Origin of the sequence: Enterobacter cloacae complex sp. IR5402 (assembly GCF_049238125.1) — a bacterium.
Lineage (GTDB): Bacteria > Pseudomonadota > Gammaproteobacteria > Enterobacterales > Enterobacteriaceae > Enterobacter > Enterobacter hormaechei_C.
Genome location: NZ_JBMKHO010000001.1, coordinates 488,539 through 504,097 on the forward strand (window position 1 = coordinate 488,539; position 15,559 = coordinate 504,097).

General features: G+C 51.3%; 14 protein-coding genes and 1 pseudogene. 3 read left to right on the plus strand and 12 right to left on the minus strand.

What is annotated here, in order from left to right; genetic code table 11:
* Positions 1 to 30: 30 nt before the first annotated feature.
* From leuE to ACOTXL_RS02405, 4 genes are all read right to left on the minus strand, one after another.
* Entirely contained in the window at positions 31 to 666 is a 636-nt protein-coding gene (gene leuE, locus ACOTXL_RS02390) for a leucine efflux protein LeuE (RefSeq protein WP_006810877.1), read from the minus strand.
* 67 nt (positions 667 to 733) lie between these two features.
* A complete protein-coding gene (locus ACOTXL_RS02395; protein ID WP_003856751.1) occupies positions 734 to 1,144 on the minus strand; it encodes an Exc2 family lipoprotein in 411 nt (136 codons plus the stop codon).
* Positions 1,145 to 1,155: 11 nt separating this feature from the next.
* On the minus strand, positions 1,156 to 1,284 hold the full coding sequence (locus tag ACOTXL_RS02400; RefSeq protein WP_208985927.1) for a KPN_01571 family protein: 129 nt from the start codon (positions 1,282 to 1,284) through the stop codon (positions 1,156 to 1,158).
* 118 nt (positions 1,285 to 1,402) lie between these two features.
* Positions 1,403 to 1,576, minus strand: coding sequence for a YciY family protein (locus tag ACOTXL_RS02405; protein WP_017384232.1), 174 nt, complete (start codon positions 1,574 to 1,576; stop codon positions 1,403 to 1,405).
* A gap of 143 nt (positions 1,577 to 1,719) precedes the next feature.
* Between ACOTXL_RS02405 and cls the strand changes: the two genes are divergently transcribed.
* Together cls and ACOTXL_RS02415 are read left to right on the plus strand one after the other, a co-directional pair.
* Positions 1,720 to 3,180 (plus strand): cardiolipin synthase, encoded by a 1,461-nt coding sequence (gene cls / locus ACOTXL_RS02410; RefSeq protein ID WP_003856750.1) that lies wholly within the window; start codon positions 1,720 to 1,722, stop codon positions 3,178 to 3,180.
* Positions 3,181 to 3,213: 33 nt separating this feature from the next.
* Entirely contained in the window at positions 3,214 to 3,543 is a 330-nt protein-coding gene (locus ACOTXL_RS02415) for an HI1450 family dsDNA-mimic protein (RefSeq protein WP_006810881.1), read from the plus strand.
* Positions 3,544 to 3,574: 31 nt separating this feature from the next.
* Here ACOTXL_RS02415 and ACOTXL_RS02420 read toward each other — a convergent pair.
* The 7 genes and pseudogenes from ACOTXL_RS02420 to ACOTXL_RS02450 all read right to left on the minus strand — a co-directional run bounded on the left by ACOTXL_RS02420 (position 3,575) and on the right by ACOTXL_RS02450 (position 11,455).
* Positions 3,575 to 4,442 (minus strand): annotated as a pseudogene (locus tag ACOTXL_RS02420) (ion transporter).
* 14 nt (positions 4,443 to 4,456) lie between these two features.
* The gene (gene oppF / locus ACOTXL_RS02425; protein WP_045350850.1) at positions 4,457 to 5,461 is read right to left on the minus strand and encodes a murein tripeptide/oligopeptide ABC transporter ATP-binding protein OppF; all 1,005 of its coding nucleotides are present in this window, start codon (positions 5,459 to 5,461) and stop codon (positions 4,457 to 4,459) included.
* Positions 5,458 to 6,471: an ABC transporter ATP-binding protein gene (locus tag ACOTXL_RS02430; RefSeq protein ID WP_003856742.1), complete on the minus strand. Its 1,014-nt coding sequence runs from the start codon at positions 6,469 to 6,471 to the stop codon at positions 5,458 to 5,460. The genes oppF and ACOTXL_RS02430 overlap by 4 nt, the downstream gene beginning before the upstream one ends.
* 11 nt (positions 6,472 to 6,482) lie before the next feature.
* A complete protein-coding gene (gene oppC, locus ACOTXL_RS02435) occupies positions 6,483 to 7,391 on the minus strand; it encodes an oligopeptide ABC transporter permease OppC (protein WP_003856740.1) in 909 nt (302 codons plus the stop codon).
* A gap of 12 nt (positions 7,392 to 7,403) precedes the next feature.
* The gene (gene oppB / locus ACOTXL_RS02440) at positions 7,404 to 8,324 is read right to left on the minus strand and encodes an oligopeptide ABC transporter permease OppB (protein ID WP_003856738.1); all 921 of its coding nucleotides are present in this window, start codon (positions 8,322 to 8,324) and stop codon (positions 7,404 to 7,406) included.
* Positions 8,325 to 8,406: 82 nt separating this feature from the next.
* The gene (gene oppA / locus ACOTXL_RS02445; RefSeq protein WP_003856736.1) at positions 8,407 to 10,038 is read right to left on the minus strand and encodes an oligopeptide ABC transporter substrate-binding protein OppA; all 1,632 of its coding nucleotides are present in this window, start codon (positions 10,036 to 10,038) and stop codon (positions 8,407 to 8,409) included.
* Between the two features lie 769 nt (positions 10,039 to 10,807).
* A complete protein-coding gene (locus ACOTXL_RS02450; protein ID WP_017384236.1) occupies positions 10,808 to 11,455 on the minus strand; it encodes a YchE family NAAT transporter in 648 nt (215 codons plus the stop codon).
* A gap of 480 nt (positions 11,456 to 11,935) precedes the next feature.
* Here ACOTXL_RS02450 and adhE point away from each other — a divergent pair, with 480 nt between their 5' ends.
* A complete protein-coding gene (adhE, locus tag ACOTXL_RS02455) occupies positions 11,936 to 14,617 on the plus strand; it encodes a bifunctional acetaldehyde-CoA/alcohol dehydrogenase (RefSeq protein ID WP_003856730.1) in 2,682 nt (893 codons plus the stop codon).
* Positions 14,618 to 14,686: 69 nt separating this feature from the next.
* Here adhE and tdk read toward each other — a convergent pair whose 3' ends face one another.
* Positions 14,687 to 15,301, minus strand: coding sequence for a thymidine kinase (tdk, locus tag ACOTXL_RS02460; RefSeq protein WP_032610234.1), 615 nt, complete (start codon positions 15,299 to 15,301; stop codon positions 14,687 to 14,689).
* Positions 15,302 to 15,559 lie beyond the last annotated feature (258 nt).

The following is a 15,559-nucleotide window of genomic DNA, read 5'->3' on the forward strand; positions in this document are numbered from 1 at the left end:
GAAAGGCTCCCTCGGGAGCCTTTTCTTCATTCAGTGCAGCGACGCCAGCCTCGCCGCAAATCCGACAAACAGCAGACCTATCAGCCCGTTCCCCAGCTTCGCCAGTTTCTTTTTGGTTTTGAGGTAACGCGTGACAAACGCGCCTGAGAAAATCAGGAAGCTCATGTACATGAAGCTGATCAGCTCAAGCGTTGTGGCGAGGATCAGGAACGACGTGCCGGTATTCTTCGCATTGACATCAATGAACTGTACGAAGAACGACACGTAAAAGAGAATCGCTTTCGGGTTCGTCAGGCTCAGCACCAGCGAACGCTTAAGGATTGCGCTTGCCGGTTCGGCGCTACTTTCGTGCGCATTTTTTTGACGCGTCATAACGGACCAGAGCATTTTTCCGCCCAGCCACAGCAGATAAAACGCGCCCAGATAGCGGACAATATTAAATAATACCGGAGTGGTCTGGATCAACGCGGCGACGCCTGCCCAGGCCAGAAACATCAGCACGGCATCACCAATAAACACACCGGTGGCTGCCAGATAGCCTTTCTTAACGCCGTGGCCAATCCCTGTTTTCAGCACAAACAAGGTGTTCGGTCCTGGAACCAGCACGATAAAAAATGCGCCGACAACATAGGTCCAGAAATTCAGTACACCAAACTCCGCAAACACGTCTCACTCCTTTCGCTCAAAAACAGCGGGGATACCGGTAATTACGGTATCCCCTGAATCAGTTGCGCTATTGTACGCCGTTATAGCCATCAAGATAAGTCGCGGCCAGTTCGTTGCCAAATAATATGGCGTCTTTACTGTCCATGTCCGATGACCATTTATCCTTCGTGTTGCCTGCGAACAATTCCTGAGACGTCGCATTTTCTTTTAGCTGATCGCGAATGCTTTGTGCGTATTCACTGGCTTCAGCCTGAGTCCGCCCTTCCGCGCGGTCAGCTTTGCCCCGGGCATAAAGCTCGCGGAACTGCGCCACGTTCAGCTGATAATTTTTCTGCACGCTGGAGGTGTAATTGCCGCCAGTAAAGCTGGACTGATGCGACACGAAATAAAACGCGTGCCGTTCGGGTGAGGTTTTGCTGCTGGCACAACCGCTTAATATCGCAATCCCAAAGAGTGCTGCCATTACTTTTCCGTTCATCCTTTTTTCCTTTAATAAAGCCAATGTATTCCCCATGCGAAAACATAATCTGCCAATGAGGAAAATGACGAAAGTCCTAAATCTTCCCTGAGCGCATCCAGCGCCAAAAGTACAATAAAAATCCAGAGATAAGGATTCATCTTTTAATATCATGACGTTAAGGGGACTTAGTATATCGCGGAAAGCAGATGGGAAGAGACTGCAAAAATTGATAGCCTGGATGTTTAATGGGCACCTTTACGGTGCCCTTCATGCTTTTCAGATGTCCTGGACCGCGAACAACAGCGCGTTACGGTGTCTGTTCAGGCCACATTTTCTGATGGCGTGGATACGCATATTGCGGCGGGATTGTGCTTCCAGCCAACGCGCCTTACGACGACTCACCTGTCGCAACATGCGCCAGCGCCCAACTTCAGTTCTACTGCGCTTCATGTCTACAACTCTTTCTCTAACAGAGATGCCATTATATGCCTAAGCAGACGGCAAACCAGCGCTTTTATCTGCCGTTTTTATTTGCCAGATGAATCCTGATGCGTAAACTCATAACAATACGCTTTCAAAAGGATTTTTTATTTATGACAACCTTCTACACCGTGGTGAGTTGGCTGGTCATTTTAGGATACTGGCTGTTAATTGCCGGGGTGACGTTGCGCATTCTGATGAAACGCAGAGCGGTACCTTCCGCCATGGCCTGGCTTCTGATTATCTATATTCTGCCGCTGGTGGGCATCATCGCCTATCTCTCTTTCGGTGAACTTCATCTGGGTAAACGCCGCGCCGAACGCGCCCGCGCCATGTGGCCCTCCACGGCGAAATGGCTTGCCGACCTTAAAGCCTGCAAGCATATCTTCGCTGAAGAGAACAGCAGCGTGGCCGCATCTCTGTTCAAGCTGTGCGAACGCCGCCAGGGGATTGCTGGGGTAAAAGGTAATCAATTGCAACTGATGACCTCTTCCGATGATGTGATGCAGGCGCTGATCCGTGATATCCAGCTCGCACGGCATAATATCGAGATGGTGTTTTATATCTGGCAGCCGGGCGGCATGGCGGACCAGGTCGCCGAATCACTAATGGCCGCTGCACGTCGCGGTATCCACTGCCGCCTGATGCTGGACTCCGCCGGCAGCGTGGCCTTTTTCCGTAGCCCGTGGGCAGGCATGATGCGCAACGCCGGTATCGAGGTGGTCGAGGCGCTGAAAGTGAATCTTTTCCGCGTCTTTCTGCGCCGCATGGATCTCCGCCAGCACCGGAAAATGGTTCTGATCGATAACTATATCGCCTACACCGGCAGCATGAACATGGTTGACCCCCGCTTCTTCAAGCAGGATTCCGGCGTGGGGCAATGGATCGATCTGATGGCGCGGATGGAGGGACCGATCGCGACCTCAATGGGTATCGTCTACTCCTGCGACTGGGAAATTGAAACCGGTAAACGCATACTTCCCCCACCCCCGGATGGCAATATCATGCCGTTTGAGGAAGCCAGCGGGCACACTATCCACACTATTGCATCCGGTCCTGGCTTCCCGGAAGATCTGATCCATCAGGCACTGCTGACCGCCGCCTACTCCGCGCGGGAATATCTGATCATGACCACGCCCTATTTCGTTCCCAGCGACGACCTTCTGCATGCCATCTGTACAGCGGCACAGCGCGGAGTGGATGTGAGCATTATTATGCCGCGCAAGAACGATTCGCTGCTGGTGGGATGGGCAAGCCGCGCGTTCTTTAGTGAGCTGCTGGCCGCAGGCGTTAAAATTTATCAGTTCGAAGGCGGGCTGTTACATACCAAGAGCGTGCTGGTGGACGGAGAGCTGAGCCTGGTGGGCACCGTTAACCTCGATATGCGCAGTCTGTGGCTGAATTTTGAAATTACGCTGGTCATTGATGACGCCGGGTTCGGTGGCGATCTGGCAGCGGTTCAGGACGATTATATCTCCCGCTCACGCCTGCTGGACGCCAGACTGTGGGCGAAACGTCCGCTGTGGCAGCGAATTGCCGAACGACTGTTTTACTTCTTTAGCCCGTTGCTGTAAAACGTGCCCAACGATGTTTAACAGGTAGTCATCATGGAAATGGATCTGAACAATCGCCTGACCGAAGACGAAACGCTCGAACAGGCCTACGATATTTTTCTCGAGCTGGCGGTCGATAATCTCGACCCTGCTGACGTCATTCTTTTCAACCTGCAATTTGAAGAGCGTGGCGGTGCTGAGCTGTTCGATCCGTCTGAAGACTGGGCCGAACACGTCGATTTTGACCTCAATCCGGACTTCTTCGCCGAGGTGGTGATTGGCCTGGCAGATGAAGACGGCGGAGAAATTAACGACATCTTTGCCCGCGTCCTGCTGTGCCGCGAGAAAGACCACAAACTGTGCCATATTCTCTGGCGCGAATAATAAAAAAGGCTGCCCGCGCAGCCTTTTTTATTTAATCCGGTAAAGCATTTCCACAGCGGTGACAAAACCGCGCGCCGGGTTCATGATTCCCCTGCTGACACTTCGGACATTTGCGTTGCTGCTTGCTGTTCTGGAAGGCGCTGCTCATATGGGTGGTAATTAACCCCGTTGGTATCGCTATTACTGAATAGCCGATCAGTATAAGAACCGATGCCACAATACGTCCGAGCGGCGTATGCGGGGTAATATCGCCATAGCCCACGGTGGTCACCGTGACGATAGCCCAGTAAACAGACGCATTAAGCGTGGTAAACCCGTATTTTGGCCCTTCGATTAAATACATCAGGGAGCCAAAAACGATCATCACGATAGCAATAAACGAATAGAAGAGAATCAGCTGGTGGCGGGCGCTGACAATGGCGACCCAAAAAACCCGCAGCGACGGCATAAAGCGCAGCAGTTTGAGTATTCGTAACACACGAATCGCCCGCATTGCACGCCAGGCAAACACATAATTCAGGCTGATCTCAGGCCACAGCCACATGACATACAGCGGCAGGATGGTGGCTAAATCAATAAACCCCCAGAAGCTGAAAACGTATTTCGCCGGATTTGGCCAGCTAATGACCCTCAGCACATATTCCGCGGTAAACACCAGCGTGACAATCAATTCCAGCCAGACGAAAACGTGCCACTCCTCATACGTCATATGGTACTGCGTTCCGGCGCCGGATTCGATAAAGATAATAATGACGCTAATCAGGGCAAATAAACCACAAAGGCCTTCGAAACGGCGACCGGAAACCGTCTCAGGATCAAATAAAAGGTGATACAGCCGCTGACGGGCCGACGTGAATAATCGCGACACATTAACCTCGAAAAATAAGGGCTGACATCATGTCAGCCCTTGCGATTATAACGGGTCTACTTTCAGGCAGGAAACCGCATGTCGGAAACTGCCCTCCAGAACCGGCCGTGTTTTTGCACATTCCGGCCCGGCTATTGGGCATCGCGTACGGAATACGCAGCCTGAAGGCGGGTTGATTGGCGAAGGCAGTTCACCTTCCAGAAGCTGAATGGTTTTATTTTTTTCCAGATCGGGATCCGGAACGGGAACCGCAGACATCAGCGCTTTGGTATAAGGGTGCAGCGGATTGTGGTACACCTCATCATACGTACCCAGCTCCACGGCGTGGCCCAGATACATGACCAGCACACGGTCCGAAATGTGTTTTACCACCGCCAGATCGTGGGCGATGAAGATCAGCGACAGCCCCATTTCCCGTTGCAGTTTCTGTAGCAGGTTAACCACCTGGGCCTGGATGGAGACGTCCAGCGCCGAAACCGGCTCGTCACAGATAATCAGTTTTGGTTCAAGGATCAACGCGCGTGCGATACCGATACGCTGGCACTGACCGCCGGAAAACTCATGTGGGTAGCGGTTGATGAGGTTAGGCAACAGACCCACCTTGAGCATCGTCGCTTTCACCCGATCGCGAACTTCCTGGCGCGGCATCTTCGGATGATAGGTGCGCAGCGGCTCGGCAATGATTTCGCCAATGGTCATACGCGGGTTCAGGGATGCCAGCGGATCCTGGAAAATCATCTGGATGTCGCTGCGCACGTCGCGCCATTCATCCGGCTTCATCCCCAGCAGATCTTTGCCAAGCCAGGCCACTTTCCCGTCGGTGGCTTTCACCAGGCCGATGATCGCACGCGCAAATGTCGATTTGCCGCAGCCAGATTCACCCACCACGCCCAGGGTCTCCCCTTCGTACAGGCGTAGCGTGACGCCATCCACCGCTTTCAGGGTTTTGGCAGGCTGCCAGAACCACTGTTTACCGTCTTTGATATCGAAATGGACCTTCAGGTCAGCGATTTCGAGCAGCACATTTCTTTTTTCGTCGATTGCGTTCATACCAGCTCCTCCAGCGGCTTAAAGCAGGCGCGCAGACGGCCTGGGACAAACGCTTCCAGCGGCGGTGCGCTGTTACAGATTTCCATCGCATGCGGACAACGCGGCTGGAACGGACAGCCTTTTGGCAGACGCAGCAGGTTTGGCGGGTTACCCGGGATAGTCAGCAGCGACTCCCCTTCCGCATCAAGGCGCGGTACGGCATTCAGCAACCCGATAGAGTACGGATGGGCTGGCTGGTAGAACACATCGCGGGCATTACCGTATTCCATCGTGCGACCTGCATACATGACTAACACTTTGTCGCAGATCCCGGCAACGACGCCTAAATCGTGGGTGATCATGATGATGGCGGTGTTGAACTCGCGCTTCAGCTCGTTCAGCAACGTCATGATCTGCGCCTGGACGGTCACGTCCAGAGCGGTGGTCGGTTCATCAGCGATCAGCAGTTTTGGCCGACAAAGCAATGCCATCGCGATCATGACGCGCTGGCGCATACCGCCGGAGAATTCGTGCGGATACATGCGCATGCGCTTACGTGCCTCAGGCATTTTCACCGCATCCAGCATTTTGACGGACTCTTCAAACGCTTCGGCTTTACCCAGCCCCTTGTGGAGCATCAGCACTTCCATCAGCTGTTCGCCCACACGCATATAGGGGTTCAGGGACGTCATCGGATCCTGGAAAATCATTGAAATCTGCTCCGCGCGCAGCTTATTCAGCTCATGTTCCGGCAAATTCAGGATCTCTTTTCCGTTAAACGTCGCCGAACCACCGATCACGCCGTTTGACGCCAGCAGGCCCATCAGCGCGAATGCGGTCTGGGATTTACCGGAACCGGATTCGCCCACAATGCCCAGCGTTTCACCGGCACGCAGGTCGAAGTTGAGATCGTTAACGGCAGTAACATCACCGTCGGGGGTTTTAAACGTCACGCGGAGGTCTTTAACGTCCAGCAGTGCGCTGGTCCGCTGTTGCGCCTGTGGCGCGGTTGCCGTTTCAATAATAGTCATGACGGCGCTCCTTAACGGTCTTTCGGGTCGAGGGCATCACGCAGGCCATCGCCGATAAAGTTGAAACAGAACAGGGTGACGACCAGGAAGCCCGCCGGATACAGGAGTAACCACGGTGACACTTCCATGGAGTTTGCGCCATCACTTAACAGAGCGCCCCAGCTACTCAGCGGCTCTTGCGTACCTAATCCCAGGAAGCTCAGGAAAGATTCAAACAGGATCATACTTGGCACCAACAGGGAGGCGTATACCACCACCACGCCCAGCACGTTAGGAACGATATGACGCACCACAATATTGGCGGTAGAAACACCACCAACCTGTGCGGCTTCGATAAACTCCTTACGTTTGAGGCTCAGCGTCTGGCCGCGCACAATACGCGCCATATCCAGCCAGGACACCATCCCGATCGCCACGAAGATCAGCAGGATATTTTGACCAAAGAAGGTCACCAGCAGAATGACGAAGAACATGAACGGGAAGGAGTTCAGGATTTCTAGCAGACGCATCATCACGGAGTCCACTTTCCCGCCGAGGTATCCGGAAAGCGAACCGTAAAGCGTGCCGACGATCACCGCCACCAGCGCCGCCGCGATGCCAACCATCAGGGAGATACGGCCGCCAATCGCCACACGCACCAGCAAATCACGCCCGGAAGAGTCGGTACCGAAATAGTGCCCGGATTCCATATCCGGCGCGCTGGACATCATGCCCCAGTCCGTATCGAAATAGGTGAACTGAGAGAGCATTGGCGCCAGGGTGACAAACAGCGCAATAAGCACCAGCACGACCAGGCTGGCAACGGCGGCGCGGTTATGCATAAAACGACGGCGGGCGTCCTGCCAAAGGCTACGACCTTCAACCTCCAGCTTTTCACTGAAGTTTTCCAGCGCCTCGCTGTTTTTCTTACTCAACATCATGGCGTGCTCCAGTTAGTAACGGATTTTAGGGTCGATAACGGCATACAGCACATCGACAACGGCATTAAACAGAATGGTCAGCGCGCCCACGAGGATCGTCAGGCTCAGCACCAGCGAATAGTCACGGTTAAGCGCCCCGTTAACAAACAGCTGCCCGATGCCCGGCAGACCATAAATGGTTTCAATCACCATTGAACCGGTGATAATGCCGACGAAAGCAGGCCCCATATAGGAGAGTACCGGTAACAGTGCAGGCTTGAGGGCATGACGGAAAATAATCCGGCGCATCGGCAGCCCTTTCGCACGGGCGGTACGGATGAAGTTCGAATGCAGGACTTCAATCATTGAACCGCGGGTAATACGGGCGATACTGGCGATGTAGGCCAGAGATAATGCCACCATCGGCAATATCATGAACTTCAGCGCCCCGCCGTTCCAGCCGCCCCCGGGAAGCCATTTCAGGGTTATGGCGAATATCATGACCAGCAACGGCGCGACAACGAAGCTGGGGATAACCACCCCGGTCATTGCGACCCCCATTACGGCGTAATCCCATCGGGTATTTTGTTTTAGCGCAGCGATAACGCCCGCAGTGACACCGAGAACAACGGCCAGGATAAATGCAGCAGCCCCTAATTTAGCCGATACCGGGAAGCTGGACGCCACCAGGTCGTTAACGGAATAGTCTTTATATTTAAATGACGGACCAAAATCACCGTGTGCAAGTTGCTTCAGATAGTTGAAGTACTGCGTGGTGATAGGATCGTTTAAATGGTATTTCGCTTCGATGTTGGCCATAACTTCTGGCGGAAGCGTGCGTTCACCGGTAAAAGGACTGCCCGGTGCAAGACGCATCATGAAGAAGGAAATTGTAATTAGAATAAATAACGTTGGAATCGCTTCAAGACAGCGACGCAGGATAAATTTCAACATTGCCCGTACCTTCTGGCGTGTGCCTGATGAATGTTACAAAATAGACACAGTGGGGCAAGCTCGCTCGCCCCACGTATTGCCATTAATGCTTGATAATATAAAGATTCTTAACGGAAATATTATCCAACGGGTCTTTACCGGTATAACCCCCTACCCATGGTTTCACCAGGCGGGCGTTAACGTAGTAGTAAACCGGAACGATCGCAGAGTCTTTATCGAGCTGTTGTTCTGATTTGGCGTACAGATCGGCGCGCTGGGCGTCATCTGCCACCTTCAGGGTTTCGCCAATCAGCTTATCAAACGCCGGGCTCTTATAGTGTGCGGTGTTGTTCGAACTGTCGCTCAGCATGGTGTTCAGGAATGAGGTCGGTTCGTTATAGTCCGCACACCATCCTGCACGTGCCACGTCAAAGGTTCCCTGGTGGCGCGTATCGAGGAAGGTCTTCCATTCCTGATTTTCCAGCTTCACGTTCACGCCGAGGTTTTTCTTCCAGATAGACGCGACGGCAATAGCCAGTTTTTTATGCAGATCAGAGGTGTTGTACAGCAGGCTAAAGGTCAGCGGCTTGTCGGCGGTATAGCCAGCTTCAGCCAGCAGTTTTTTCGCTTCTTCGTTACGTTTTTCCTGGGACCATTTGAACCATTCAGGTTCAACCAGCTTCATACCGTCGGTGTAAGGCGGGGTGTAGCTGTAAGCCGGCAGGTCACCCTGATTCTTCACTTTATTCACGATAATGTCGCGATCCAGAGCCAGCTTCAGTGCGGTACGAACACGTACGTCGGTGAACGGTGCTTTCTGGTTGTTAATTTCGTAATAGTAGGTGCACAGATACGGATCGACGTGAACTTCTTTCGGGATTTCTTTTTTCAGCTTCTGGAACAGTTCAATCGGCATGTTGTTATAGGTCATGTCGATTTCACCACTGCGGTAGCGGTTTACGTCCGTCACTTCAGAAGAGATTGGCAGGTAGGTGACCTGATTGATAACGGTCTTCGCATTATCCCAATACTGCGGGTTGCGCTCCAGCACCATACGTTCGTTAACGACCCAGTCCTTCAGCTTATATGCACCGTTGGTCACGATATTCGCAGGCTGCGTCCATTTTTCACCAAATTTTTCTACCGCGGATTTTGGTACCGGGGAGACGGACGGGTGAACCAGCAGCTTATAGAAGTACGGAACAGGTTCGCTCAACGTCACTTCAAAGGTATTGGCATCGATGGCTTTTACGCCCAGGTCGGTTACTGGCTTTTTACCCGTGATGATGTCATCGATATTGGCAATATGGCCATACTGGAGGTAACTCGCATACGGGGAGGCGGTGTTTGGATCCGCCAGACGCTGCCAGCTATAGACGAAATCTTCGGCGGTAACCGGCGTACCGTCGGACCATTTCGCATCTTTACGCAGATGGAAGGTCCAGACTTTAAAATCTTTGTTGTCCCATTTTTCCGCCACGCCCGGAGCCGGGTGGCCGTCTACGTCAGTCACCAGCAGACCTTCAAACAGATCGCGGTTAACGTTAGACTCTGGAACACCTTCAATTTTGTGCGGATCAAGAGACTGCACTTCCGCACCGTTATTACGTACCAGCGTTTGCTTCTCAGCCAGCTGAACACCAGCAGGAACGTCCGCAGCCATTGCAGCGTTGCCCGCGATTAGCGCAGTTAAAATCCCCGCCGCTACCAGACTTTTTTTTGTGATGATGGACATTGTGTTGATACTCCACTCATTATAATGACTGGCCTTCGCCAGTTGTGTAATCCCCTGTTGGGGCCTGTACAGCGCAGGAGTTTTTTTTGCTACTGTCAGGTTCTTTTTTTACTTCTTGCTATCACCGACTTCATTATTACTGACCGCTCGAACGGCGGTCTTGCGTCGATTCTTTACACCGCTCCCCTGTCAGAGAGATGCGTTGGATATCTTACGTGAGGGCTATATGAAAATAGTTCTCATCAACTTGTTTAATGCTGCAAAATATAAGGCCGGAAAGTACCAAATGGTGCCAACTCTCGCCAATACATTTTGCAAATTTGTTAAGCATTTCTCTTTTACGATGGCTGGCATAACTAAGGCGCTAACCCTGGCTTACGCCGAAATCAACAAAAAGACATATAATTCATACAGATAAGAAATTTTGCTGCTCCAAACGCGACGACATGGCTTAGTTGAACGACTTTTCACGATAATTTAACAATTGATTATTATTTAGCACATTCGTCTGAGTCAGCATCGAAATTACTAATATCATTTCGGTTATCTGTCAGCAAGCCCCAGAGTATCATGTGAGTAAAATAACAGAGGGTTTGAGGGATTTATGCGCGGCAAGGGGAAATGAAAATAAACAACCTCTTGAAAAACAACAAAAGAGAGTTATTAGTAGAACTTATTATGACTGGCGCCTATTTCAACTTTATTTATATGATTTGCAGATAATCACGTAAAAAAACGGAGCCGCTGGCTCCGCTCTTTCAAATGAAAGTCAGTGTACTAACCCGGGGAAAATACTTTTTATACCGGTAACGATAAATTCGATGCCCAACGCCATTAACAACAGACCCATGATACGGGTAATCACGTTGATGCCCGTTTGTCCCAGCAAGCGAACCAGCCATGGCGCCATACGAAATACGCCCCAGCAGCACAGCGCGAACAGCGCAATGGCGACGGAAAAGCCAATCAGGTGCATCAGGCTGTGGTAGCGCGTTCCCCAGACAATGGTGGAACTGATCGCCCCCGGGCCCGCCATCAGCGGCAGTGCCAGTGGCACAACCCCAATGCTCTCGCGGATAGCTGTCTCTGATTTTTCCTGTTTGTTCTGTTTATCCTCCCCCAGCTTGCCGCTGATCATCGACATGGCAATCGTCACCACCAGGATCCCGCCTGCTATACGGAACGAATCAATCGAGATGCCGAAGACCTGAAGAATGGCGTCCCCGAGATAAAGAGACGTAAGTAGGATGATCGCCACCGACAGGTTTGCCGTCAGGTTGGTTTTATTTCGTGCCGCAGCCGTCTGATAGCTGGTCATACTGATGAAGACAGGGATGATCCCTACCGGGTTAACCAGAGCAAACAAGCCGATAAAAAACTTGAAATATGTAGGGAAATCAAAGAGCGTTTGAATCACATTAAGCTCCGCAATTGAGCATGTCCGGGGAGAAACTGCGTGTCATGATAAATCCGCGCTGAAGATACGCTTTTTAGCCGCACACTTCACCAGAAATCTGTTCTTAAACGTTATCAATTCATGATGTTAAACATTTGTGTAATCAATGATATCGCCGCTTCCAATAGTTACTTAATTATTTAACAGTAGAATAATTAGCACAAAATAACCCTGCTGAAAGGTATCAGCTTAGGACAAAATTGATCTCGATCATAATTTTCGTACTCAGAAGTGAGTAATCTTGGTTACGCCGCCAGGGAGATCACCTATCAAAAAGGTATGATGCTAAGGTAAGGCTCTTTTAGTAAATTAGTGAGCTGGAGCAGTGAGTAATCCTTTGTTTTACTGTGTGTTACGCAAGTGGGATCGGCTCTGACTATACTGTCAGACGTATCGAGCGCTGGTTTACTAAAAGAGTTTAAACATTATCAGGAGAGCATTATGGCTGTTACCAATATCGCTGAACTGAACGCCCTCGTCGAGCGCGTAAAAAAAGCCCAGCGTGAATATGCCAATTTCACCCAAGAACAGGTTGATAAAATCTTCCGCGCGGCCGCTCTGGCTGCTGCTGATGCTCGAATCCCTCTCGCTAAAATGGCCGTTGCCGAATCCGGCATGGGTATCGTTGAAGATAAAGTGATCAAAAACCACTTTGCTTCAGAGTATATCTACAACGCCTATAAAGATGAGAAAACCTGCGGTGTGCTGTCAGAAGACGATACTTTCGGCACCATCACCATCGCAGAACCGATCGGCATCATTTGCGGTATCGTTCCAACCACTAACCCAACCTCTACCGCCATCTTCAAATCTCTCATCAGTCTGAAGACTCGTAACGCAATCATTTTCTCTCCGCATCCACGTGCGAAGGACGCCACCAACAAAGCAGCAGATATCGTGCTTCAGGCAGCCATTGCTGCGGGTGCGCCAAAAGATCTGATCGGCTGGATCGACCAACCTTCTGTTGAACTGTCCAACGCTCTGATGCATCACCCGGACATTAACCTGATTCTGGCGACCGGTGGTCCTGGTATGGTTAAAGCAGCATACAGCTCCGGTAAACCAGCCATCGGCGTAGGCGCAGGTAATACTCCTGTTGTGATCGACGAAACGGCAGATATCAAGCGTGCAGTTGCTTCTGTGCTGATGTCTAAAACCTTCGATAACGGCGTTATCTGCGCATCTGAACAGTCTGTTGTCGTGGTTGATTCGGTATACGACGCCGTTCGTGAACGTTTCGCCAGCCACGGCGGCTACCTGTTGCAAGGTAAAGAACTGAAAGCCGTTCAGGACGTGATTCTGAAAAATGGTGCACTGAACGCAGCTATCGTAGGTCAGCCAGCGTATAAAATTGCTGAACTCGCTGGCTTTAGCGTCCCTGCTACCACCAAGATTCTGATTGGTGAAGTGAAAGTCGTTGATGAAAGTGAGCCGTTTGCTCACGAGAAACTCTCCCCAACGCTGGCAATGTACCGTGCGAAAGATTTTGATGACGCGGTAGAAAAAGCAGAGAAACTGGTGGCAATGGGCGGTATCGGCCACACCTCTTGCCTGTACACCGATCAGGATAACCAGCCTGAGCGTGTTGCTTACTTCGGTCAGAAGATGAAGACGGCACGTATCCTGATCAACACCCCTGCTTCTCAGGGTGGTATCGGTGATCTGTACAACTTCAAACTCGCACCTTCCCTGACTCTGGGTTGTGGTTCCTGGGGTGGTAACTCCATCTCTGAAAACGTTGGTCCAAAACACCTGATCAACAAGAAAACCGTTGCTAAGCGAGCTGAAAACATGTTGTGGCACAAACTTCCGAAATCTATCTACTTCCGCCGCGGCTCTCTGCCAATCGCGCTGGATGAAGTGATTACTGATGGCCACAAACGTGCGCTCATCGTGACTGACCGTTTCCTGTTCAACAATGGCTATGCAGACCAGATCACCTCTGTTCTGAAAGCGGCTGGCGTCGAAACTGAAGTCTTCTTTGAAGTTGAAGCTGACCCAACCCTGAGCGTTGTCCGTAAAGGTGCTGAACTGGCGAACTCCTTCAAACCTGATGTGATCATCGCACTGGGTGGCGGTTCCCCAATGGACGCTGCGAAAATTATGTGGGTGATGTACGAGCATCCGGAAACTCACTTCGAAGAACTGGCGCTGCGCTTTATGGATATCCGTAAACGTATCTACAAGTTCCCGAAAATGGGCGTGAAAGCGAAAATGATCGCCGTCACCACCACATCCGGTACTGGTTCAGAAGTGACACCATTTGCCGTTGTGACTGATGACGCAACCGGTCAGAAATACCCGCTGGCTGACTACGCACTGACGCCAGATATGGCTATCGTTGACGCCAACCTGGTCATGGAAATGCCGAAATCACTGTGTGCGTTCGGTGGTCTGGATGCGGTAACTCACGCTCTGGAAGCTTACGTTTCCGTACTGGCTTCTGAGTTCTCTGACGGTCAGGCTTTGCAGGCGCTGAAACTTCTGAAAGAAAACCTGCCAGCTTCTTACAACGAAGGTTCGAAAAACCCTGTTGCGCGTGAACGTGTACACAGTGCGGCAACAATCGCGGGCATCGCGTTTGCTAACGCCTTCCTGGGTGTCTGTCACTCTATGGCGCACAAGCTGGGTTCACAGTTCCACATTCCTCACGGTCTGGCGAACGCCCTGTTGATCAGCAACGTTATCCGCTATAACGCCAACGACAACCCAACCAAGCAAACTGCATTCAGCCAGTACGACCGTCCACAGGCGCGCCGTCGTTATGCTGAAATCGCCGATCACCTGGGTCTGAGCGCACCGGGCGACCGTACTGCCGCGAAGATCGAAAAACTGCTGGCATGGCTGGAAAGTCTGAAGGCGGAACTGGGTATTCCTAAATCTATCCGCGAAGCAGGCGTTCAGGAAGCTGACTTCCTCGCTCACGTAGATAAGCTGTCTGAAGATGCATTCGATGACCAGTGTACTGGTGCTAACCCGCGCTACCCACTGATTTCCGAACTGAAACAGATCCTGCTGGATACTTATTACGGTCGTAACTTCACTGAAAGCGATGTCGCAGCCGTAAAAGTTGAAATCCCCGCAGTTGTAAAGGCTGACAAGAAAGCGAAGAAAAACGCTTAGTTGACAGTGTGATAAAAAACCCGCCAGCAGCGGGTTTTTTTATATCTGAGGATCGGTAAAACATTCTTGTTATTTTCGATTGTCGCCCTGTAACGCCGTCAGCGAGCCTACAGCCAGCGCCTCTTTATAATGCTTGCGGCAGACCGAGACATAACGTTCATTGCCTCCTATCACCACCTGCTCGCCATCAGCATAGGGTTTACCCGACTGGTCCAGGCGAAGAACCATACTTGCCTTGCGGCCACAAAAGCAGATTGTTTTCAGCTCAACCAGCTTATCCGACCAGGCGAGCAGATACTGGCTGCCGGCAAATAACTCCCCACGAAAATCGGTACGTAATCCATAGCAAAGAACGGGAATATCCAGCTCATCAACGACCTCTGAAAGCGCATGGACCTGCTCACGGGTCAGGAACTGGCTTTCATCTACCAGCACGCAATGGACAGGCTTAGAGGCATGCTCGACACGAATGTCCTCCAGCAGGTCCGTTTGAGGGTTAAACAGCCTTGCAGGCGATGAAAGCCCTATTCTTGAGCTTACCTTCCCTGCCCCAAAGCGATCGTCGATTTCGGCGGTATAAACAACGGTACGCATCCCCCGCTCCTGATAATTGTATGAGGATTGCAGTAACGCCGTCGATTTCCCTGCATTCATTGCCGAATAGTAGAAATAAAGTTGTGCCATTGGCCGAAGAACCCTAATCAATGTGAAATATTCCCGATGGATCATTGTACCATATTTTGTACCGTCAGCTGCGGCGAGCAGCACACTCCAACCTGCCATGCACCGGTAAATCCTTCGCGAGTAGCGCAAAATAATGCGTTAAAACAGGCAGTAAAGGCATTAAACACTGACAATAAGGTGAGACCGCAACCAGAGATAACACTTCTTTTTATAGTGTCTTCTTCGTTCATTAAAATTCACTATTTATTAACTATTCCT